This window comes from Massilia sp. TWR1-2-2 (assembly GCF_049897565.1).
Classification (GTDB): domain Bacteria; phylum Pseudomonadota; class Gammaproteobacteria; order Burkholderiales; family Burkholderiaceae_D; genus JAFCUW01.
This window is the reverse complement of sequence record NZ_JAFCWM010000011.1, coordinates 128,035-149,455: the sequence shown is the minus strand read 5'-3', so window position 1 is coordinate 149,455 and position 21,421 is coordinate 128,035. Positions and strand designations below refer to the sequence as shown.

The following is a 21,421-nucleotide window of genomic DNA, read 5'->3' as shown; positions in this document are numbered from 1 at the left end:
CGATGAACGCCCTGCGATCGATCTCCCTGCGCGCCGGCGCCGTGCTGCTGCTGGCGGTGGCGTTATCCGCCTGCGGCTTCCAGCTGCGCGGCTCCAGCGGCCAGTACCAGATGCCGTTCAACAGCATCTACCTCGGCTTTGCCGACACCTCGCCGCTCGGCATCGAGCTGCGCCGCAACCTGCGCGGCGGCGACGCCGTCATCGTCGTCGACGACGCGGCCAAGGGCGAGGCCAGGCTCGACGTGCTGTCCGAGACGCGCGGCAAATCGATCCTGTCGCTCAACAGCCAGGGCCGCGTGCGCGAATACCTGCTGACCTACACGCTGGTGTTTCGCGTGCGCGACGCCAAGGACGCCGAACTGCTCGGCCCCACCGAGATCACCCTCAAGCGCAGCATCGCCTTTAACGAGTCGCAGGTGCTGGCCAAGGAATCGGAAGAAGCGCTGCTGTACCGCGACATGCAGACCGACCTGGTACAGCAGATCCTGCGCCGCCTCGCGGCCATCAAGCGCGCGTAAGGATTGCCGATGCAACTGCGCGTTGACGGACTCGAAGCACACCTGGCCAAGGCGGTCGCGCCGCTGTACGTGATCAGCAGCGACGAGCACCTGCTGGCGCTGGAAGCGGCCGACAAGATCCGCCGCGCCGCGCGCGCCAACGGCTATTCGGAGCGCGACGTGCTCACCGTCGAGCGCACCTTCAAGTGGGGCGAACTGCTCGCCGCCAACAACGAGATGTCGCTGTTCGGCGACAAGAAGCTGATCGAGCTGCGCATCCCCACCGGTAAACCTGGCAAGGATGGCGGCGCCGCGCTGCAAAGCTACGCCAAGAGCCTCAGTCCCGACAACCTGACCCTGATCACCTTGCCCAAGCTGGACTGGCAGACCGCCAAGGCGGCCTGGGTCGGCGCCTTGCAGCAGGCCGCGGTGTACATCGAGATCCCGATCGTCGAGCGAGCCGCGCTGCCGGGCTGGATCGGCACCCGGCTGGCCAGCCAGGGCCAGAGCGTCGACCGCCAGGGCCTCGACTTCATTGCCGAGCGTGTCGAAGGCAACCTGCTGGCGGCGCACCAGGAAATCCAGAAACTCGGCCTGCTGCACGAGCCGGGCAAGCTGACGTTCGAACAGGTCCACGACGCCGTTCTCAACGTCGCCCGCTACGACGTCTTCAAGCTGTCCGAGGCGATGCTGGCCGGCGACGCGGCGCGCCTGGTGCGCATGCTCGAAGGCCTGAAGGGCGAGGGCGAGGCGTTGCCGCTGGTGCTGTGGGCGGTGGCCGATGAAATCCGCACGCTGCTCAAGCTGAAGGCGGCGATGGCGCAGGGCCGCCCGCTCGGCGCGCTGCTGAAGGAATACCGCATCTGGGGGCCGAAGGAGCGCATGATGGAGCCGGCGCTGCGGCGCGTGTCGCTGGCCACGCTGGAACAGGCGCTGCAGGACGCCGCGCAGGTCGACAAGATGATCAAGGGACTGCGCGCCAAGGCATTCGCCGGCGACGCCTGGGACGCGATGCTGCAGCTGGCGCTGAAGGTGGCGCGCTAGGCATGTCGCTATTAACACTAAAGAGCACAACGATGAACATCCCCGACTATATGGAACAGGTAGGCCGCCAGGCCCGCGCCGCATCGCGCGCGATGGCGCGCGCCGACAGCGCCGCCCGCAACCGCGCGCTGCTGCTGATCGCCGATGCGGTCAATCGCGACAGCGCGCTGCTGCGCGCGGCCAACCAGCTCGACCTCGATGCCGCGCGCGCCGCCGGCCTGGCGCCGGCCATGGTCGAGCGCCTCGAGCTGTCCGACGCGGCCATTGCCGCCATGGTCGAAGGCCTGCGCCAGATGGTCGCGCTGCCCGACCCGATCGGCGAAATCTCCAACATGAAGTTTCGCCCCAGCGGCATCCAGGTCGGCCAGATGCGTGTGCCGCTCGGCGTCATCGGCATCATCTACGAAGCGCGCCCCAACGTCACCGTCGATGCCGCCGGCCTGTGCATCAAGAGCGGCAACGCCACCATCCTGCGCGGCGGCTCCGAAGCGATCAACTGCAACCGCGCGCTGGCGGCCATCGTCGCCGAGGGCCTGGCCGGCGCCGGCCTGCCGGCTCACGGCGTGCAGATCGTCGACACCATCGACCGCGCCGCCGTCGGCGCCCTGATCACCATGCCGCAGCATGTCGACGTCATCGTGCCGCGCGGCGGCAAGGGCCTGATCGCGCGCCTGATGAAGGAAAGCACGGTGCCGATGATCAAGCACCTCGACGGCATCTGTCACGTCTACATCGACGCCAAGGCCGATATCGCCAAGGCCCTGCCGATCGCGTTCAACGCCAAGTGTCACCGCTACGGCACCTGCAACACGATGGAGACGCTGCTGGTCGACCGCGCCATCGCCGCCGCCGTGCTGCCGCGGCTGGCCGCGCTGTACCTGGAAAAGCAGGTCGAGCTGCGCGCCGACCCGGAAGCGTTCGCGCTGCTGGCCGCAGCCGAATATCCGCACCTGGCCGCCGCGCTCGAGGAAGACTGGAGCACCGAATACCTGGCGCCGATCCTGGCGGTCAAGGTGGTGGCCGGCATCGACGAGGCGATCGAGCATATCAACACCTGGTCGTCGCACCACACCGACGCGATCATCACCGAAGACTACAGCGACGCGCTGCGCTTTCTGCGCGAAGTCGATTCGGCGTCGGTGATGGTGAACGCGTCGACGCGCTTTGCCGACGGCTTCGAATACGGCCTTGGCGCCGAGATCGGCATTTCCAACGACAAGCTGCACGCGCGCGGCCCGGTCGGCCTCGAAGGCCTGACGTCGCTCAAGTACATCGTCTTCGGCCACGGCGAAGTACGTAGTTAATCAACCTGGAACCCTATGCTCTGGATTAAAGCGTTTCACATCGTCTTCGTCGCCTCGTGGTTTGCCGGCCTGTTGTACCTGCCGCGCATCTTCGTCAACCTGGCGCAGGAGACCGAAACGGTCGCCACCGCGCGCCTGCTGCTGATGGCGCGCAAGCTGTACCGCTTCACCTCGATGCTGATGATTCCGGCCGTCGTGCTGGGCGCCTGGCTGTGGCTCGGCTACGGCTTCAAGGGAGGCTGGCTGCATGCCAAGCTGGCGCTGGTGATCCTGGCGATCGGCTATCATCATGCATGCGGCTCGCTGCTTCGGAAGTTCGAGAACGGCGCCAATCGCCGTGCGCACACCTGGTACCGCTGGTTCAACGAGGTGCCGGTACTGCTGCTGGTGGCGATCACGATCCTCGTCGTCGTCAAACCTTTCTGACGGAGCTGCGATGAGCAAGACCATCCAGTATTATCTGGCCCCGAACTCTCCCTGGACCTACCTCGGCCACCAGCGCTTGGTCGACCTGGCCAAGGCGGCCGGCGCCCAGGTCGAGCTCAAGCCTTTCGATCTCGGCAAGGTGTTCGGCGTGTCCGGCGGCCTGCCGTTGGCCAAGCGCTCGCCGCAGCGCCAGGCTTACCGCCTGGCCGAGCTGGCGCGCTGGTCCGAGTTTCTGCAGGTGCCGCTCAAGCCGCAGCCGGCCTTCTTCCCGGTGCCGGCCGACGCAGCGGCAAAGCTGATCATCGCCGCCCGCACCAGCCTGGGCGGCGACGCCGCGCTGCAAGTGGCCGGCGCCATCATGCGCGCGCTGTGGGCCGAAGACAAGAACATCTCCGACCAGGACGCGCTGGCGCACATTGCCACCATGTGCGGCTTCGACGGGCGCATGCTGGTCAAGTCGTCGCAAACGGCCGGCGTGCAGGAACAGTACGACCGCAACACCGACGAAGCGATGGCCGCCAGCGTGTTCGGCGCGCCTTGGTACGTCGTCGATGGCGAAAGTTTCTGGGGCCAGGACCGTCTCGACTTCGTCGAACGCGCGCTCGCCAAATCGTAATAACGGTAAAACGCAGCACACCAGGATGGGCGGAGGCGCCTGTCCATTGATTCATTGTTTAACGGATAAAGGGTACACCCATGGCTTCATTTTTCTGTCCTTGCCCGCGCGGCATGGAAGCGGCGCTGGCCGAAGAACTCGGCGAAATCGCGCTGCAAAGCACCACCATGAAGGTGCACAACCAGGTCCCCGGCGGCGTGCACTGCTCCGGCCACCTGCTCGACTCGTACCTGATCAACCTGCACTCGCGCATCGCCTCGCGCGTGCTGATGCGCATGGCCCACTCCAGCTACGCCAACGAGAACGACATCTACGACCTGGTGCTGGCGCAGCCGTGGGAAGACTGGTTCGGCGTCGACCACACGATCCGCGTCGACGTCACCGCCATCAAGTCGCCGCTGCGCAGCCTCGAATTCACCACCCTCAAGATCAAGGACGCCGTCTGCGACCGCTTCCGCGACCTGGTCGGCAAGCGCCCGTCGGTCAACACGGCCGAACCGGACGTGCGCATCGTCGGCTTTCTCGACAACCGCAACTTCACCATCTATCTCGATACCTCGGGCGAGGCGCTGTTCAAGCGCGGCTGGCGCGAGGAGACCGGCGACGCGCCGCTGCGCGAGAACCTCGCCGCCGGCATGCTGCGTGTGTCGGGCTGGAAGCCGGGCACCGTGCTGTTCGACCCGATGTGCGGCTCCGGCACCATCCTGATCGAAGCGGCCCAGATGCTGCAGGGGATTGCGCCTGGCGCGCGGCGCAGCTTCGCCTTCGAAAAATTCAACAGCTTCGTCGCCGCCCCGTGGCAGGCGATGAAGGCGGCGATCAAGCCGAACGCGCTGCCGGCGGAACCGACCATTTTCGGCAGCGACATCTCCGGCGACATGATCGAGATGACGCGGCATAACCTGAGAATCGCCGGCATCATGTTCGACGTCCCGCTCAAGCAGATCGAAGCGCAGGAAGTCAAGCCGCCGACCGAGCAGCCGGGCATCCTGCTGACCAATCCGCCGTACGGCGAGCGAATCGGCGTGCGCGGCGACAGCACCATGCCGGCCGACCAGATGAGCGTGTCGTTCTACGCGGCGCTCGGCACCACGCTCAAGCAGCGCTTCGCCGGCTGGACCGTGTTGCTGTTTACCGCCGACCTGTCGCTGCCGAAGCTGCTGCGCCTGAAGGAAGCGCGCAAGACGCCGTTCTTCAATGGCGCGCTCGAATGCCGCCTGTTCCGCTTCGACATGGTCGCCGGCTATAACCGCCGCGAAGAAGCCAAGCCGAAGCAGGTCTGACGATGTTCCCGCAACAGCCGCCGCCGAACGTGCCGCCGGATCCGGTGGTGCCGGTGCCGCTGCCGCCGGTGCACCGCATCGCGCTGCTCGGTTCCGGGGCGCTGGCGGCGCTGCTTGCCTCGCTGTCGATGCTGGGGCCTTTTTCGATCGACGCCTACTTGCCGGCTTTCCCAAACATCCAGGCCGAACTTGGCGCCAGCGCGATCGAAGTGCAGCAGACGCTGACGGCCTACATGCTCGCCTTCGCCGGCATGGTGCTGTGGCACGGCGCGCTGTCGGACGCCTTCGGGCGCCGCAACATCGTGCTCGTGTCGCTGGTGGTGTTCGCCATCGGCACCTTCGGCTGCGCCGCCTCCCATTCGGTGCACTACCTGTGGATATTCCGCATCCTGCAGGGCGTGTCGGCCGGCGCCGGCACCGTGGTCGGGCGCGCCATCATCCGCGATTTGTATGCGGGGGCGCCGGCGGCGCGCCTGCTGTCGATGGTGACGATGATCTTTTCGATCGCTCCGGCCATCGCGCCGGTGCTGGGCGGCTGGATCGTCAAGCTGTTCGACTGGCGCACCATCTTCCTGTTCCTGCTGGCCTATACGGTGGTGCTGTTCGTGGTGTGCTGGCGCTACCTGCCCGAGACGCTCGCGCGCGAGCACCGCCAGCCGTTCAATCCCAGCTACCTGGCCGCCAACTACGGCGCCATCTTCCGTTCGCCGCTTTTTCACATGAAGTCGGGCATCGTCGCCTGCAATTTCGCCGGCCTGTTCCTGTTCATCACTGCCGCGCCGGTGATGCTGCCGGTGCACCTGCACCTGGGCCCCGACGAATTCGCGTGGCTGTTCGTGCCTAGCGTGTCGGGCATCTTCCTCGGCGCGCTGGCGGCCAACCGGCTCGCCGGGCGCATCACGTTCGGACGCCAGATCGGCGTCGGCTTTTGCTTCATGCTGGTGGCGGCGATCTGCAACGTCGGCTATCACCTGGCGTTTGCGCCAAGCCTGCCGTACTCGGTGCTGCCGATGTTTTTCTACACCTTCGGCATGTCGGTGGTCGCGCCCGTCGCCACCTTGCTCACGCTCGACCTGTTCCCGCACATCCGCGGCACCGTCGCGTCGTGCCAGTCGTTCGCCATGACACTGCTCGGCGCGGTGGTGGCCGGCGTCATCGCGCCGTTCCTGTCGCACTCGGTGCTGTGGCTGGCCCTCGGCCAGCTCGGCTTCGTGCTGGTGGCGCTGGCCTTATGGTTGACGTCAAGGCAATACCGGCGCATGATCTCGGCCCAGGCGGTGGACGAAAGCACGTCACCGTAACCGTGGTAAATGTGAACATTTTTCTGGAAATTATTATTCCCAGTGAGAAATTTCGTGTATATATGCTAAGATCATAGTAGTAAATAGTTGAACAGAGCCCCGAACACTGCCTTGTCCGTGGCTTAAAACAAAAAACGTCGTGGCCGCTTCCCCGTTGAGCGCCACTTGCAAACCTTCGACATTGGCGGCTGTGCCTGAGACAATGCATCAATCAGACCATGATATTCGCAATCGACTGCTGATTGCCCGTCTGCCGGCAATGCCGCAGATACTCATCAAGTTGATCGAGCACTTGCAGGCCGACGACCTTGGCATGCCCGAACTGGCCGCGCTGATCTCCAGCGACGCCGGCATGACCAGCAAGATCCTCGCCGTCGCCAACAGCTCTGCCTACCATCGCGCCACCCGCGCGGTCGCCCTCGAGCCGTCCTTGATCGCGCTTGGCACCGACATGATCAAGACGATCGTGATCAGCGAATCGGTATTCCAGACCTTTAACAACTTCCCCCATTCCGGCAGCATCGACTTGCGCGCCTTCTGGAAAAATTCGCTCAGCGCCGCCGTCATCGCGCGCGACTTGGCGCAGCGCATGGAATACGGCCACCCGGAAGAGGCCTACCTCGCCGGCCTGCTGCACAACGTCGGGCGCCTGGCGCTGCTGGCCACCGCGCCGAAAGAATACGCCTTCAACTTCACCGCGCGCGACGACGAAGACCTGTGCGCCGTCGAACAGCGCACCTTGCAGATCACCCACGCCGAAGCGGGCGCCTGGCTGATCGAACGCTGGCATCTCGATTCCTTCCTGGCCGACTCGGTGCTGTACCACCACGAGCCGAGCGAGCGATTGCAGTCGGCCCATCCTTTGATCCGCATCGTCCGCCTGGCGCACCTGATGTCGACCCACCAGCCCGACGACGAGGCCATCGCCGCCGCCGCGCGCCTGTGCGGCCTTGAGCAGGACGCGGTCGACGCGATCGGCGCCGCCGCCGTGCGCCAGGTCGGCAAGTCGGCCGCCCACCTCGGCATCGACCTGTCCGGCGCCGACGATATCCCGGCCCCGCCGGCGTACGCGCCGGCCATGCTCGACCCGGTACGCCAGCGCCTGTCCGACGAAGTGCGCAACCTGGTGCTGGTGTCGGAAGTGGGCCAGAGCTTCGCCCGCCAGCAGGGCCAGGACGGCCTGCTTGAATCGATGACGCGCTCGGCGCGCATCCTGTTCGACTTCGACAACACCGTCATCCTGCTGGAAAACCCGACCGGCCATGCGCTGGTCGGCATGCCCACCGGCGAGCAGCAGCGCATCGCCGAGTTTTCCATTCCTCTCACACGCGGCGGCGTCGTCGCCGAAGCGGCGCTGGCGCGTAAACTCGCCTTCGTCACGCGCGACGCCGACTCGCTCGGACTGGCCGAAGAACAGCTGTTCCGCATGCTCGGCACCGACAGCCTGGTGTGCCTGCCGCTGGTGTCGGGCGGGCGCTGCCTCGGCGTGATGATCGGCGGGCTGGCCGCGTGGCAGGTGCCGCACTGCCAGAAGCGCGAGCGCTTCATGCAGGCGTTCGGCGCGCAGGCGGCCGGCGCGCTCGAAGCGGCGCTGTCCGAGCGCGGCCAGGCGCACCGCCAGTTGGCCCACGTGGCCGAGGAATACCGCGAAGCGTCGCGCCGCGTGGTGCACGAAGTAAACAACCCGCTGTCGATCATCAAGAACTACCTGTCCGTCCTTGACGCCAAGCTGGCCAAGCGCGAGCCGGTGGTCGGCGAGATGTCGATCCTGAACGAAGAGATTGACCGCGTCGGCCAGTTGATCAACGGCCTGGCCGACCTGCAGCCGACCGAGTCGAGCCGCGCCACCAGCGTCGCCCGCGTCGTCGACGATGTGCTGCGCTTGTTCCGCGCCACCGAGTTCGTCCCGGCCGGCGTGCAGATCGTCGTCAACATGCCTGCCGACGCCGGCGAGATCGACGGCGATGCCGACATCCTCAAGCAGATCCTGGTCAACCTGGTCAAGAACGCCGTCGAGGCGCTCGGCGCCAGCGGCCGCATCGAAATCGCCAACCGCGGCCACGTCAACCGCGACCGCACGCTGTACGTCGAGCTGGTGGTCAGCGACAACGGCCCCGGCCTGTCGGCCGACGTGCTGGCCAATCTGTTCTCGGCGGTGCGCAGCACCAAGGACGGCGCCCACCATGGCCTCGGCCTGTCGATCGTGCACGGCCTGGTCAAGAAGATGGGCGGCATGATTGCCTGTCGTAGTGGCCGCGCCGGCACCACATTTGAAATCCTGCTGCCGGCCCGTAGTGGCGCCAGCATGGTCGCCGGCGTCCAGCCGCGCGCAATGGACTCCGTATAAGGTGATAATGAACGCGACAGCTTTCAGCGCAGCCCTGGCCATCAATCCGGCCGACGACGGTACCCCCGCCGATGCGCCCGTCAACCCGCCCAACCTGGCGCATCAGATCGATCCCGAAAACCTGCCGCGCATCCTGCTCGTCGACGACGAACCGCGCCTGCTGTCGTCGCTGTACGAGCTGCTGCGCGAGCGCGACTATCACCTGGTGACCGCCTCGTGCGGCAGCGAAGCGCTGGCGCACCTGTCGCGCGTGCGCTTCGACCTGGTACTGCTCGACCTGCGATTGCCCGACATGAGCGGGCACCAGATCATGGACTTCATCAACGACAAGGGCATCGAAGCCGATGTCATCGTCATGAGCGGCGAAGTGGGCATCGACGCGGCCATCGGCGCCCTCAAGCGCGGCGCCTACGATTACCTGCGCAAGCCCTACAGCCGCGAAGAGCTGCTCAAGACGGTCGCCAACGCGCTGCAGCAGCGCCGCCTCGAGTCGGCCAACCTGCGCATCGCCTCGCAGCTGGAAGACTCGGAAAAGCTGTACCGCTACCTGGTCGACAGCTCGCCCGACATCATCTACACGCTCAACCACGAGGGCCGCTTCACCTTCGTCAACGACCGCGCCTACCAGCTGCTCGGCTTCGCCCGCGATGACCTGATCGGCAAGCACTACTCGATCCTGGTGCACGAAGAAGACCTCGAGCGCGCGCGCTACGTGTTCAACGAGCGCCGCGTCGACGAACGCGCCTCGCGCAATGTCGAACTGCGCCTGAAGTGCCACGCCGGCGGCAGCCAGGACCGCACCTTCAACAACACCTTGATGACCATTTCGCTCAATTCGATCGGCATGCACGTGCCCGACTACGAAGTGAAAAAGCTCGAGTTCTTCGGCACCTACGGCGTCGCGCGCGACATCACCGACCGCAAGCGCGCCGAGGAAGTCATCTCATACCAGGCTTACCACGACATCCTGACCGATTTGCCGAACCGGATGCTGTTCAAGGACCGCCTGGGCCTGGCCGTGATCCAGGCCAAGCGCAAGCTCACCGAGCTGGCCGTGATGTTCATCGACCTCGATCGCTTCAAGCTGGTCAACGACACGCTCGGCCACGTCAAGGGCGACGAGCTGCTGCAGCAGGTGTCGGTGCGCCTGAAGGACTGCCTGCGCCGCGGCGACACGCTGGCGCGCCAGGGCGGCGACGAATTCACCATCGTGCTGCCCGAACTGCGCGACCGTGAAGACGCCAAGCTGATCGCCGACAAATTCCTCGAATGCCTGCACAAGCCGTTCGACCTCGATGGCCACGAAGTGCACATCTCGGCCTCGATCGGCATCGCCATCTACCCGGGCGACGGCGAGTCGATCGACGAGCTGCTGCGCCACGCCGACATCGCCATGTACCAGGTCAAGGCGCTCGGCAAGAACGGCCACAGCTTCTATCACAACTCGATGCTCGACGTGTCGCACCAGAAGATCGCGCTCGAGCAGAGCCTGCGCAAGGCGCTCGAGCAGAACGAGCTGGAGATGTACTACCAGCCGCAGATGGACGTCATCACCGGCCGCATCATCGGCGCCGAAGGCCTGATGCGCTGGAACCATCCGCAGCGCGGCCTCCTGACCGCCGGCGAGTTCCTGCCGTTCGCCGAAGACAACGGCCTGATGCTGCCGATCTCCGACTGGATGATCGGCGCGCTGTGCCGCGACATGTTGCAGTGGAACGCGCTGGGCAGCGAATCGATCCGATTGTCGCTGAACCTGTCGCCGCAATACCTCGACCGCGGCGACTTCTTCGAGAAGATGCGCGGCGCGCTGGTGCGCTACGGGATTTCGCCGGCCCAGATCGAAGTCGAGATCACCGAGAACATCTGCATCCGCAATCCGCAGTACGCGATCGACCAGCTCAATAAACTGTGCCAGCTCGGCGTGTCGGTAGCGATCGACGACTTCGGCACCGGTTACTCGTCGCTGTCGTACCTGCACCGCTTCCCGATCCACACCATCAAGATAGACCAGTCGTTCGTCAAGGAGATCCACGACGAGCACGGCCACTATCCGGTGATCCTGGCGATCATTTCGATCGCGCGCGGCCTCGGCCTGCACCTGATCGCCGAAGGCGTCGAGACCGACGTCCAGGCGCGCTACCTGAAGTCGAACGGCTGCCTGACGATGCAGGGCTACCTGTACCACCGCCCAATCGCGCTGTCCTCCTTCATCGGCCTGCTGCGCGAGCAGGACGCCGCCGACGGCGCGCCAGACGCGCGCGTGCTGCGCGCCTGATAGCGAGGCGCCATGCAACCGCAACCGGTCTCCGCGCGCGCACCAGCGGCCCATACGGCTGAATTTTTGCGCGTCAAGGCACTGGCCGAGCGCGGTGTCGCCAACGCCCAGCACAGCCTGGGCTTCATGTACGTCAACGGCCAGGGCGTCGCGCAGAATTACGAGATGGCGGTGGCCTGGTACCGCATGGCCGCCACCGCCGGCCTGGAACAGGCCCAGTACAACCTCGGCGTGATGTACCAGAAGGGCCAGGGCGTCGGCCAGGACTACCAGCAGGCCGTGTACTGGTACCAGCGCGCCGCCGAACAGGGCTACGCCGCCGCCCAGTACAACCTCGGCTGGCTGTTCGCCAAAGGCCAGGGCGTGGCGCAGGACGTGCACCGCGCGATGTACTGGTTCAGCCAGGCCGCCGAGCAGGGCGATCCCGGCGCCCAGAACAACCTCGGCATGATGTACGAAAGCGGCAAGGGCGTGCCGCAGGACTTCCGCCAGGCGATCGTCTGGTACCGCCGCGCCGCCGAGCAGGGCTACGCGCGCGCCCAGTTCAATCTGGGGCTGCGCTACGCTAACGGCCAGGGCGTGCAGCACGATCCGGTGCAGGCGCTGTCGTGGTTTCGCAAGGCCGCCGAGCAGGGCCACGCACCGGCCCAGTTCAACCTGGCGCTGCGCTACGAAAACGGCCAGGACGTCGCCGCCGACAGCCAGAAGGCGGTCGGCTGGTACCGCCGCGCCGCCGAGCAGGGTCACGCCAGTTCGCAGTTCAACCTGGGCCTCATCTACGACAACGGCCAGGGCGTGGTGCGCGACGAGGCGCAGGCGCTCGGCTGGTTTCGCAAGGCCGCCGGCCAGGGGCACGCCGGCGCGCAGGACAACATCGGCCTGCGCCACGAATTCGGCCAGGGCGTCGACCAGGATTACGCGCTGGCCGCCGAGTGGTACCGCAAGGCGGCGCTGCAAGGCTTCGCCAGCGCCCAGTATCACCTCGCGCAGCTGGTCGACGGCGGCTACGGCATTGAAGCGGACCCGGCGCAGGCGGTCGAGTGGTATCGCAAGGCGGCCGAACAGGGCCACCTGCGCGCCCAGTTCGACCTCGCGCTGCGCTTTGAAAGCGGCATCGGCGTGGCGCAGGATTACGCCGCCGCGATGGCCTGGTACCTGCGCGCGGCCGAACAGGATTACGTCGCCGCCCAGTACAAGGTCGGCGTCATGTTCGACGAAGGCGACCTGGTGGCCGATGCCGGCCAGGCGTACGGCTGGTACCTGAAGGCGGCCGACCGCGGCCACGCCCAGGCCCAGTTCGCGCTGGCGCTGCGTCACGACTGCGGCCAGGGCGTGCCGCGCGATTACCAGGCGGCCCTGTTCTGGTACGAGAGCGCCGCCCGCCAGGGCCACGCGCGCGCCCAGTTCAACCTCGGGTTGATGTACTTGAGCGGCCAGGGCGCCGCCCCCGATGCGCTGACGGCGGCGCTGTGGCTGCAGCGCGCCGCGCAGGCCGGCGTCGAGGCGGCCTGCCGCTACGCCAGGCAGGCCGCCGCGCGCATGGATGCGGCGCAGCGCGCCCAGTTCGAGCGCCTGTCCGAGGAACAGCGCGCGGCCTGAGTCGCTGCACGACCAATCTCGATCTCGTTGTCCCTCCCTGATTATGCAAAACATGAAAATCAGGGTCCTGATTTCCCTCGCCTTGGGCTTTTCGGTGGCCGCGCGTGCCGCCGCCCCGTTGCACAGCAACCAGGCGCCGTTCGACCGCGCCGCCTACACCATCGCCCACAACAAGTTCGTGCTGCCGAACGGCCTGACCTTGCTGGTGCACGAGGACCACAACGCGCCGGTAGTGGCCGTCGACATGTGGTACCACGTCGGTTCACGCAACGAAAAGCGCGGCAAGACCGGCTTCGCCCACCTGTTCGAGCACTTCTTCTTCAACGGCTCGGAAAATTATCCGCATGGTTTTCGCGAAGCGATGGACGACCTTGGCGCCAACAACCGCAACGGCACCACGAATACCGACCGCACCAACTTCTTCGAAGACGTACCGGTGTCGGCGCTCGAGCGCACCTTGTTCCTCGAGTCGGATCGCATGGGCTTTTTGGCCAACTACATTTCGAAGGAAATGCTCGAGCGCGAGCGCGGCGTGGTGCACAACGAAAAACGCCAGGGCGAGAACCAGCCTTACGAGCGCGTGCGCAATGAAGTGAGCGCCAAGATGTACCCGTATTCGTGGTCGACGATCGGCGCCGCAGCTGGCGGCGGCCTCGCGCAAGTTCATCCGTTCCGACGACGTCACCTGGCTGGTGATCGGCGACCTGCGCAAGATCGAAAAAGGCGTGCGTTCGCTCGGCTGGGGCGACGTCATCGTGCTCGACGCCGAAGGCAATCGCTTGACCCGCTAATCTTGTTGTCAACGGGGCGCCGCCCCGCCGTCGTTGGTGTAAGATACTGTATAAACATACAGTAAAGACCTGACGATGGAACTGACCGACAAGCTCGAAATCCTGGCCGACGCCGCCAAATACGACGCGTCCTGCGCCAGCAGCGGCGCGCCGAAGCGTTCATCCGAAGGCAAGGACGGCGTCGGCGCCACCAGCGGCATGGGCATCTGCCACAGCTACACGCCGGATGGGCGCTGCGTCTCGCTGCTCAAGATCCTGCTGACCAACTTCTGCATCTACGACTGCCAGTACTGCGTCAACCGGCGCACGTCCAATGTGCCGCGCGCGCGCTTTTCGGTGGCCGAAGTGATCAAGCTGACGGTCGATTTTTACCTGCGCAACTACATCGACGGCCTGTTCCTCAGTTCCGGCATCATCCGTTCGGCCGACTACACGATGGAGCAGTTGGTCGAGGTCGCGCGCCAGCTGCGCGAAGTGCACCATTTCCGTGGCTACATCCACCTCAAGACCATACCCGACGCCGATCCTGCGCTGATTGCCCTCGCCGGCAAGTACGCCGACCGCCTCAGCGTCAACATCGAGCTGCCGACCGAAGCGAGCGTCGACCGGCTGGCGCCTGAAAAAAGCATCCACACCATCAAGCTGGCGATGGGCTCGATCCGCCGCAAGCTCGACGAAAAGGCGGAGGAACCGAAGTCGCCCCGGTTCGCGCCGGCCGGGCAGAGCACCCAGATGATCGTCGGCGCCGACAGCAGCGACGACCAGACCATCCTCAACACTGCCGAAACGCTGTACAACAGCTACAAGCTCAAGCGCGTCTACTATTCGGCCTTCAGCCCGATTCCGCAAAGTCCGGACAGCGTGCCGCTCGCGCCGCCGCCGATGCTGCGCGAGCACCGGCTGTACCAGGCAGATTTCCTGTTGCGCAGCTACGGTTTTGCCGCCAGCGAACTGCTGCCTGCGTCCGGCGGCAACCTGGCGCTCGACATCGATCCCAAGCTGTCGTGGGCGCTGGCGCACCGCGAGCACTTCCCGATGGACCTGAACCTGGCAGACGCCAGCATGATCGCCCGCGTTCCCGGCATCGGCCTGCGCAATGCCAAGCGGCTGGTCGAATTGCGGCGGCTGCGGCGCATTCGCTATGTCGACCTGACCCGGCTGCGCTGCAGCATGAAAAAAATCGCGCCGTTCATCGTCACCGCCGATTATTCGCCGGTGAACGGGGCCGCCACCTCGGAGATGTTGCGCCGTTCGCTGGCCGACTCGCCGCAGCAAATGAATCTATGGACGGAACTGCAGGCCGCATAAACGCGGCAGTGGCGGCCGCCGCCGGCCAGCCGCTGCTGGTGCAAAGCTTCGCCGATTGGCGCGAGGCGGCGCGCGAGCTGCTGGCGTTCGAGATTGCGCCGCACACGGTCAAGTGGATCACGCACGAGGGCGGTGGCGACCTGTTTTCGGCGGCGCCGCAGCCGCAGTCTGCGCCCGCTGTTGCGTCCGCCACTGCGTCCGCCGACGCCATTGCCGTCCTCAACCCGCGCAAGGCCAATCCCACGCTGCACCTGCCGCGCAAGCTGATGGACATGCTTGCCAGCGCCGCCTGCTGCCGCGTGGCCGATCGCTGGGCTTTCCTGTATCGCGTGGTATGGCGCTGGCAACACGGCGACCAGGTGGTGATGTCGGCGGCCGACGAGGACGGCAGCCGATTGCACGCGATGTTCAAGGCCGTGCATCGCGAGGAGCACGACATGCACGCCTACATCCGTTTTCGCGAGCGCCCCGAAGAGGCCGGTGCGCCGCGTTTTGTCGCCTGGTTCGAGCCTTCCCACGACGTGCTGCCGCAGGTGGCGCAGCACTTCGTCAGCCGCATGGGCCGCATCAGCTGGATGATCGCCACGCCGGACGCCAGCGTGCTGTGGGACGGCGCAACGTTGCACAATACCGGGCCGTTGATGAGCAGTTCGGCCGACCTCGATGATCCGGGCGAAGCGCTGTGGCTGACCTACTACCGCAGCATCTTCAACCCGGCGCGCCTGAACGCGCAGCGATTGCAAAGCCACATCCCGTCGCGTTTCTGGAAGAACCTGCCCGAAGGCGCGGTGGTGCCGGAAATGATCTCGCAGGCCGCCGCCGGCGCGCGCCGCACCGGCCAGGCCGAGGCGGTGGGGCAGCGGCGCGGCACCACGATCGCGATCACGCCCGCGCAGGCCCAGCCGCGGCGCGATGCGCCGTCGACGCTCGACCAGTGCCGCCGTTGCGAGCTGTGGCAGCACGCCACCCAGGCGGTCGGCGGTGAAGGGCCGCAGCGCGCCCGCATCATGCTCGTCGGCGAGCAACCCGGCGACCAGGAAGACCTCGCCGGCCAGCCCTTCGTCGGCCCCGCCGGCAAGCTGCTCGACGTCGCGCTGGCCGACGCCGGGCTCGACCGGCGCACGGTGTACCTGACCAACGCCGTCAAGCATTTCAAGTGGGAGCCGCGCGGCAAGCGGCGCCTGCACAAGACGCCGGCGCAGCGCGAAGTCGAAGCCTGCGCTTACTGGCTCGACCAGGAGCTGGCGCAGGTGCAGCCCGATGTCATCGTCGCGCTCGGCAGCACGGCGCTCAAGGCAGTGCTCGGCAGCAGCCACGCGGTGCTGAAGGACACCCTCGGCCAGCCGATCCGCCACAACGGCCGGTGGGTGGTGACGGTGTACCACCCGTCCTTCATCCTGCGCGTGCCGGACGATGCGGCAAAGAAGAACGCGATGGCCGTGATGGTCGCCGGCCTGAAGCTGGCCCAGCAATTGGCGGCCGGACAGGGGCCGGCGACTCCCGCACCGTGATCGCTGGCGGCGCCGGGCGCCGCGGCGTTTCCGCCCGCTAGACGCAGCAACGAAAACTCACGCGCTCCCGGTGATTGTGACTATATTGAGGCAGTGGGACCCCATGCCGGCGTCCCGCTTCTGAGCCGCACGGTGGACTCGATTGTTGAGTCTAGCCATCGTGATGGAGGTTCATATGAAACGATTTTTGCTGGCCACAGGCCTCGCCACATTGGCGCTCGCGGCAACAGCGCAAACCGCACCGGAAAGACACATCGGTGCGCATTCCTGGCTACCGAATCGAGCTGCCGGAGCAACCCTACCGCCTGATGCCGGGCGACTTCATCGATTTCAAAGGCGCCTACGACATGTCGAACGGCGATACGATGGTGCTGCGCCAATACGGTCGCAAACTGTTCGCCGAAATTGGCGACGGCCCGCGCACCGAGATCATCCCTGCCACGCGCAGCGAATTTGTCTCACTTGATGAACAACTGAAAATGACGCTCAACAGGAACTTCGGTGGGCTGGTAAAAGGCGAACTGCTGATGGCGTCGCCGCCGCAGACGATGGGCCAGGCAGGAGGCACTGGCCGATCGCCTGCAGCATCATGGCGTCGCGTTGCGCGACCGATTGCGCCAGAGCGCTATCGGCGAGCAGGCGAGTCCATTCATCGCACAGTTGCGGCTGAAAACTGCGGTAACTGGGTCTGACCCAAGCTCTGACCCCGGTTTTGCAATCCTCCGAACGGGCGATCCGGGCGCATCGAATAGAACTTGCCGCCGCCGCCGCCGCGCCGGCGGTTTTATGACGACCCATACCTTTCTTTGGCATGCCTGCCGGGCGCTTGCCTCGTCAGGCGACGCGATTGCGTCCGTCCTGCTTCGCCTTGTACAGCGCCTTGTCGGCGCTTTCCATCAGCGACTCGCAGGAGTCGCCAACGCCCATCTCGGCGATGCCGAAACTGGCCGTCAGCACCGGTCCGCCCTCGAGCGCGCTGGTGGCCAGCTGGATCCTGATGCGCTCGGCAATGGCGCGGGCGGCAAGGTGATCGATGCCAGGCAGCACGGCGACGAACTCGTCGCCGCCAAGGCGGCCGAGCAGGTCGGTCGGCCGCAGTGCGTGCTGGGCGATCTTGCAAGCGTGCTTGAGCGCGCGGTCGCCGACGGCGTGGCCGAAGCCATCATTGATGCGCTTGAAGTTGTCGATATCGAACAAGATCATCGTCAGCGCCTCGCCCTGCACTCGGCAGCGCAGCATGTCGAGCCGCACACGCTGCTCGAGGTGAGGGCGCGAGGCGGCCTGGGTCAGCGAATCGGTGTCGGCGATCCTGCGCAGCGCGATGTTGTCGGCCAACAGCGTCGGCAAGGCGAGGGCAAACAGCGAATTGGCCGCGATCACGTTGATGGCGAACTGATACACCATGGAGAATTCCTTCAGCCCGAACACGTGCACCAGCAGCGCGATGGCGACACTGCCCAGCGCCACGCTGACAACATTGCAGAACGCCGATTCAGTGCTGGCAATCCACATGTAGGGGATAACCAGGAAGAAGACGGCAAACGCGCTGTTGGGCGAGCGGGTTGCATGCGCCAGCCACATCGATGCGGCCAGCAAAGTCAGCGTCATCAGCAGCTTGTATTTGAATTGCGCGGTTGCGCGCTGATGGTTCAGCTTGAACGACGCCCGCAGTGATGCCGTTTTGAGCGGGTTCAACGTTACCAGCGCGGCGCCGAAGAAGGGCGCGAGGACGATCACGCCGGCCATGTCGCCGATCCAGTAAGGCAGCCAGGCGGAAGCGGCGTCGGCGGCTGGCATCATGCCGCTGAACACCAGCGCGGCCACGCCCGTTGCAGTGGCCAGCAGCGAGCCGGCGGCGGCGATCAGCAGGAAACCGATCACCAGCAACGGCAGTTCACGCGTGCCGCGCATGACCAGCATGCGCAGCGCGCGCGCGCCGAGCGCATACGAGCCGATGTGCGCCAGCGCGAACAGCATGCCGGCGTACACCAGCTGCAGGTCGGTCAGCGCCACCCCATACTGCGGCCGACCCAGATCGTCATCAGCACGCAGCCGCCGAACAATCCTGGCAACAGGTAGGCGCCTTCCAGCAGCAACACGGCAAACGTCAATCCGGCCACCGGGAACCATACACTGGCGTGCTCGGTATATTCGACCAGCCGGCCCAGCTGCCACACCAGCACCCACAGGACCAGCACCACGATATTGGCCAACACGAGCGAGTTCATGACGATGCGCGTTGCAGCCGCTTCGCGCACACGGGACCACACGCCTGCGTTGACGGCTTCGCAGTGTGTAGTCGAAGGGCTGCCGGATGCTGGCAAGGCAGCGACGAGCTTTGGCTTCGAGTTCTGTTGGGACATTTCGAGTATCTTTCGCCAACCTATCGCGGCATGTCAGCGCAAGGTCTTGCAGAATGGGCCGCCTGGCGCGATGCCAGCGGATGCTCGGAGATCATACCCGCGGACTTCGTGAAAGGTAAGTGAAATTAACTCGGGGAAACCAGGTCGTCAGCAGATACCCGACAAGGCAGGGCGACAGTCGCGAGAGAACGTCTGTATTTCGCCGCAATTGGAGCAAGAGTGTGAAATACGCCGACCATGGGGGGCAGGGCCGGCGAGGTAAAACGACGCGAAAAACGATCAGGCCGGGATCGCTTCCGCTTCCGACTCGGCCGGCACGTCGACCGGCTGGCGGATCAGGTAATCGAAGGCGCTCAGCGCGGCCTTCGAGCCTTCTCCTGCGGCGATGACGATCTGCTTGTACGGCACCGTCGTGACGTCGCCGGCGGCGAACACGCCGGGCAGGCTGGTGTGGCACTTGGCATCGACGACGATTTCGCCAAATTTGCTCAGCTCCAGGGTTCCTTTCAGGAACTCGGTATTCGGCACCAGGCCAATCTGCACGAACACGCCGGCCAGTTCCACATGGTGGATCTGGTTGCTGACCCGGTCCTTGTAGCTGATGCCGTTGACCTTCTGGTCGTCGCCGGTGATTTCCGTGGTCTGCGCGTTGACGTGGATGGTGACGTTGTTCAGGCTTCTCAGCTTGTTCACCAGCACCGCGTCCGCTTTGAGCGCATCGGCAAATTCAATCACCGTCACGTGCTGCACCAGGCCGGCCAGGTCGATCGCCGCTTCGATGCCGGAGTTGCCGCCGCCGATCACCGCGACGCGCTTGCCCTTGAACAGTGGGCCGTCGCAGTGCGGGCAATACGCCACGCCCTTGTTCTTGTATTCCTGCTCGCCTGGCACGTTCACATTGCGCCAGCGCGCGCCGGTCGACACGATCACGCTGCGCGAATGCAGCACGGCGCCGTTTTCCATGTGCACGGCGACCAGCCCGCCTGGCGTTGCGGACGGCACGATGCGATCTGCCTTCTGCAGGTTCATGATGTCGACGTCGTAGTGGCGCACTTGCGCTTCGAGCGCGAGGGCAAACTTCGGACCGTCCGTCTCCAGCACGGAGATGTAATTTTCAATCGCCATGGTGTCGTTGGTCTGGCCGCCGAAGCGCTCGGCCGCGATGCCGACGCGGATGCCTTTGCGTGCGGCGTACACGGCAGCTGCGGCGCCGGCCGGCCCGCCGCCGACGATCAGCACGTCGAACGGCGCTTTCTCGTTCAGCTTGGTCGCTTCGCGGTCGGCCGAAGTGACGTCGAGCTTGGCGACGATTTCTTCCAGCGTCATGCGGCCGGAGCCGAACAGGATGGCGTCCTTGAACACCATCGGCACGCCCATCACCTGGCGCTCGTCGACTTCGGCCTGGTACATACCGCCGTCGATGACGACGGTATTGATATTCGAGTTGTAGATGGCCATCAGGGCCGCTGCCTGCACCACGTCGGGGCAGTTGTGGCAGGAGAGCGACATGTACACCTCGAAGTTGCCGCCGTCGAGCGCCTTGATCTGGTCGAGAATTTCCTGGTTCACTTTCGGCGGATGGCCGCCGGTCCACAGCAGGGCCAGCACCAGCGACGTGAATTCGTGGCCGAGCGGGATGGCGGCAAAGCGCACGCCGCGCGTCTCGCCTTGCTTGGCGATGAGGAACGACGGCGCGCGGCTGTCGCTGCCCGATTCGTCGACCGTGACCTTGTCGGACAGGCTGGCGATGTCAGCCAACAGCTCACGCAGTTCCGTGCTCTTGGCGCTGTCGTCGAGCGTCGCGATGAGCGTGATCGGGGCGCGCAAGTTCTGCAAATAGCCCTGCAATTGAGTCTTTAAGGTGGCGTCAAGCATGTCAGTATCCGTAAAAAAATGCCTTGATTTGAAACTGCGAGAGCCGGTTCAGCTGGCTCCGCGGCAAGAAGGGCGGCAAGGCAGCACGCCCTTCTGTTTCAATGCTAGTTAGATCTTGCCGACCAGGTCCAGCGATGGGGTCAGCGTTGCGGCGCCTTCGTTCCATTTTGCTGGGCAGACCTGGCCAGGGTGGGCGGCGACGAACTGGGCAGCTTTCAGCTTGCGCAGCGTTTCCTTGACGTCGCGTGCGATCGCGTTGTCATGGATCTCCAGCGTCTTGATGACGCCTTCCGGGTTGACGATGAAGGTGCCGCGCAGTGCCAGGCCTTCTTCTTCGATGTGCACGCCGAAGCCGCGCGTGAGCGCGTGGGTCGGGTCGCCGACCAGTGGGAACTGCGCCTTGCCAACCGCTGGCGACGTCTCGTGCCACACCTTGTGCGAGAAATGGGTGTCGGTGGTGACGATGTACACCTCGGCGCCAACTTTCTGGAACTCGGCGTAGTTGTCGGCCGCATCTTCAACTTCGGTTGGGCAGTTGAACGTGAACGCTGCCGGCATGAAAATAATGACGGACCACTTGCCTTTGAGGCTTTCATTCGTGACTTCAACGAATTTGCCGTTATGGAAAGCTTGTGTTTTGAAAACAGGTACTTGGGTATTGATCAGTGACATAGGAATCCTCGTTGGCCGGTTAATAAAAACTATCGAATGAGAAGAACTCATTGCATTCATCATACCCCAACTTGGACGTGCGCCTGATTGGTTGTATTAATCGCTTCGATTGAAAATGCTATCGGCGCGGCGGCGGGCCGGACCGCTGGATGGACCGTTCGAGGCGGCCCGAGCGGGCCAATTGACAGTGGGGCGCAGCCGTAGCGGCA

Annotated in this window: 18 protein-coding genes; 14 read left to right on the top strand and 4 right to left on the bottom strand. The window is 65.2% G+C overall.

Features of this window, described 5'->3' with window-relative positions; all coding sequences use genetic code 11:
• Nucleotides 1–2: 2 nt before the first annotated feature.
• The 14 genes from lptE (at nt 3) to ACP7DD_RS12665 (ending at nt 16,994) form a co-directional block, all read left to right on the top strand.
• Nucleotides 3–518 (top strand): LPS assembly lipoprotein LptE, encoded by a 516-nt coding sequence (lptE, locus tag ACP7DD_RS12730; protein ID WP_426175181.1) that lies wholly within the window; start codon nt 3–5, stop codon nt 516–518.
• Between the two features lie 9 nt (nt 519–527).
• The gene (gene holA, locus ACP7DD_RS12725) at nt 528–1,541 is read left to right on the top strand and encodes a DNA polymerase III subunit delta (protein ID WP_426175180.1); all 1,014 of its coding nucleotides are present in this window, start codon (nt 528–530) and stop codon (nt 1,539–1,541) included.
• Nucleotides 1,542–1,573: 32 nt separating this feature from the next.
• Nucleotides 1,574–2,845, top strand: a complete 1,272-nt coding sequence (locus ACP7DD_RS12720; RefSeq protein ID WP_426175179.1) for a glutamate-5-semialdehyde dehydrogenase — start codon at nt 1,574–1,576, stop codon at nt 2,843–2,845.
• A 15-nt stretch (nt 2,846–2,860) separates the two neighbouring features.
• The gene (locus tag ACP7DD_RS12715; RefSeq protein WP_426175178.1) at nt 2,861–3,271 is read left to right on the top strand and encodes a CopD family protein; all 411 of its coding nucleotides are present in this window, start codon (nt 2,861–2,863) and stop codon (nt 3,269–3,271) included.
• Nucleotides 3,272–3,281: 10 nt separating this feature from the next.
• Nucleotides 3,282–3,887 carry a 2-hydroxychromene-2-carboxylate isomerase gene (locus ACP7DD_RS12710; RefSeq protein ID WP_426175177.1) on the top strand — a complete coding sequence of 202 codons (606 nt, stop codon included), beginning with the start codon at nt 3,282–3,284 and terminating at the stop codon, nt 3,885–3,887.
• An 80-nt stretch (nt 3,888–3,967) separates the two neighbouring features.
• The gene (locus ACP7DD_RS12705) at nt 3,968–5,170 is read left to right on the top strand and encodes a THUMP domain-containing class I SAM-dependent RNA methyltransferase (protein ID WP_426175176.1); all 1,203 of its coding nucleotides are present in this window, start codon (nt 3,968–3,970) and stop codon (nt 5,168–5,170) included.
• 2 nt (nt 5,171–5,172) lie between these two features.
• Complete coding sequence (locus ACP7DD_RS12700) at nt 5,173–6,471, top strand: multidrug effflux MFS transporter (protein ID WP_426175175.1); 1,299 nt, start codon at nt 5,173–5,175, stop codon at nt 6,469–6,471.
• Between the two features lie 259 nt (nt 6,472–6,730).
• Nucleotides 6,731–8,818, top strand: a complete 2,088-nt coding sequence (locus ACP7DD_RS12695; protein WP_426175174.1) for an HDOD domain-containing protein — start codon at nt 6,731–6,733, stop codon at nt 8,816–8,818.
• Nucleotides 8,819–8,825: 7 nt separating this feature from the next.
• Entirely contained in the window at nt 8,826–11,093 is a 2,268-nt protein-coding gene (locus ACP7DD_RS12690; protein WP_426175173.1) for a putative bifunctional diguanylate cyclase/phosphodiesterase, read from the top strand.
• 12 nt (nt 11,094–11,105) lie between these two features.
• Nucleotides 11,106–12,692 carry a tetratricopeptide repeat protein gene (locus ACP7DD_RS12685; RefSeq protein WP_426175172.1) on the top strand — a complete coding sequence of 529 codons (1,587 nt, stop codon included), beginning with the start codon at nt 11,106–11,108 and terminating at the stop codon, nt 12,690–12,692.
• Nucleotides 12,693–12,744: 52 nt separating this feature from the next.
• Nucleotides 12,745–13,548, top strand: coding sequence for a M16 family metallopeptidase (locus ACP7DD_RS12680; RefSeq protein ID WP_426175171.1), 804 nt, complete (start codon nt 12,745–12,747; stop codon nt 13,546–13,548).
• Between the two features lie 10 nt (nt 13,549–13,558).
• Nucleotides 13,559–14,791: a putative DNA modification/repair radical SAM protein gene (locus ACP7DD_RS12675; RefSeq protein WP_426175170.1), complete on the top strand. Its 1,233-nt coding sequence runs from the start codon at nt 13,559–13,561 to the stop codon at nt 14,789–14,791.
• Nucleotides 14,767–16,302 (top strand): UdgX family uracil-DNA binding protein, encoded by a 1,536-nt coding sequence (locus tag ACP7DD_RS12670; RefSeq protein ID WP_426175169.1) that lies wholly within the window; start codon nt 14,767–14,769, stop codon nt 16,300–16,302. The genes ACP7DD_RS12675 and ACP7DD_RS12670 overlap by 25 nt, the downstream gene beginning before the upstream one ends.
• Nucleotides 16,303–16,559: 257 nt before the next feature.
• Nucleotides 16,560–16,994, top strand: a complete 435-nt coding sequence (locus ACP7DD_RS12665) for a hypothetical protein (RefSeq protein ID WP_426175168.1) — start codon at nt 16,560–16,562, stop codon at nt 16,992–16,994.
• Nucleotides 16,995–17,136: 142 nt separating this feature from the next.
• On the opposite strand, the gene ACP7DD_RS12660 is transcribed toward ACP7DD_RS12665, so the two are convergent.
• The 4 genes from ACP7DD_RS12660 to ahpC all read right to left on the bottom strand — a co-directional run bounded on the left by ACP7DD_RS12660 (nt 17,137) and on the right by ahpC (nt 21,212).
• Entirely contained in the window at nt 17,137–18,315 is a 1,179-nt protein-coding gene (locus ACP7DD_RS12660) for a diguanylate cyclase (RefSeq protein WP_426175167.1), read from the bottom strand.
• Nucleotides 18,306–18,665 carry a hypothetical protein gene (locus tag ACP7DD_RS12655; protein ID WP_426175166.1) on the bottom strand — a complete coding sequence of 120 codons (360 nt, stop codon included), beginning with the start codon at nt 18,663–18,665 and terminating at the stop codon, nt 18,306–18,308. The genes ACP7DD_RS12660 and ACP7DD_RS12655 overlap by 10 nt, the downstream gene beginning before the upstream one ends.
• A 279-nt stretch (nt 18,666–18,944) precedes the next feature.
• Nucleotides 18,945–20,540 (bottom strand): alkyl hydroperoxide reductase subunit F, encoded by a 1,596-nt coding sequence (gene ahpF / locus ACP7DD_RS12650; protein WP_426175165.1) that lies wholly within the window; start codon nt 20,538–20,540, stop codon nt 18,945–18,947.
• Nucleotides 20,541–20,648: 108 nt separating this feature from the next.
• Complete coding sequence (gene ahpC, locus ACP7DD_RS12645) at nt 20,649–21,212, bottom strand: alkyl hydroperoxide reductase subunit C (RefSeq protein ID WP_426175164.1); 564 nt, start codon at nt 21,210–21,212, stop codon at nt 20,649–20,651.
• Between the last annotated feature and the right edge of the window lie 209 nt (nt 21,213–21,421).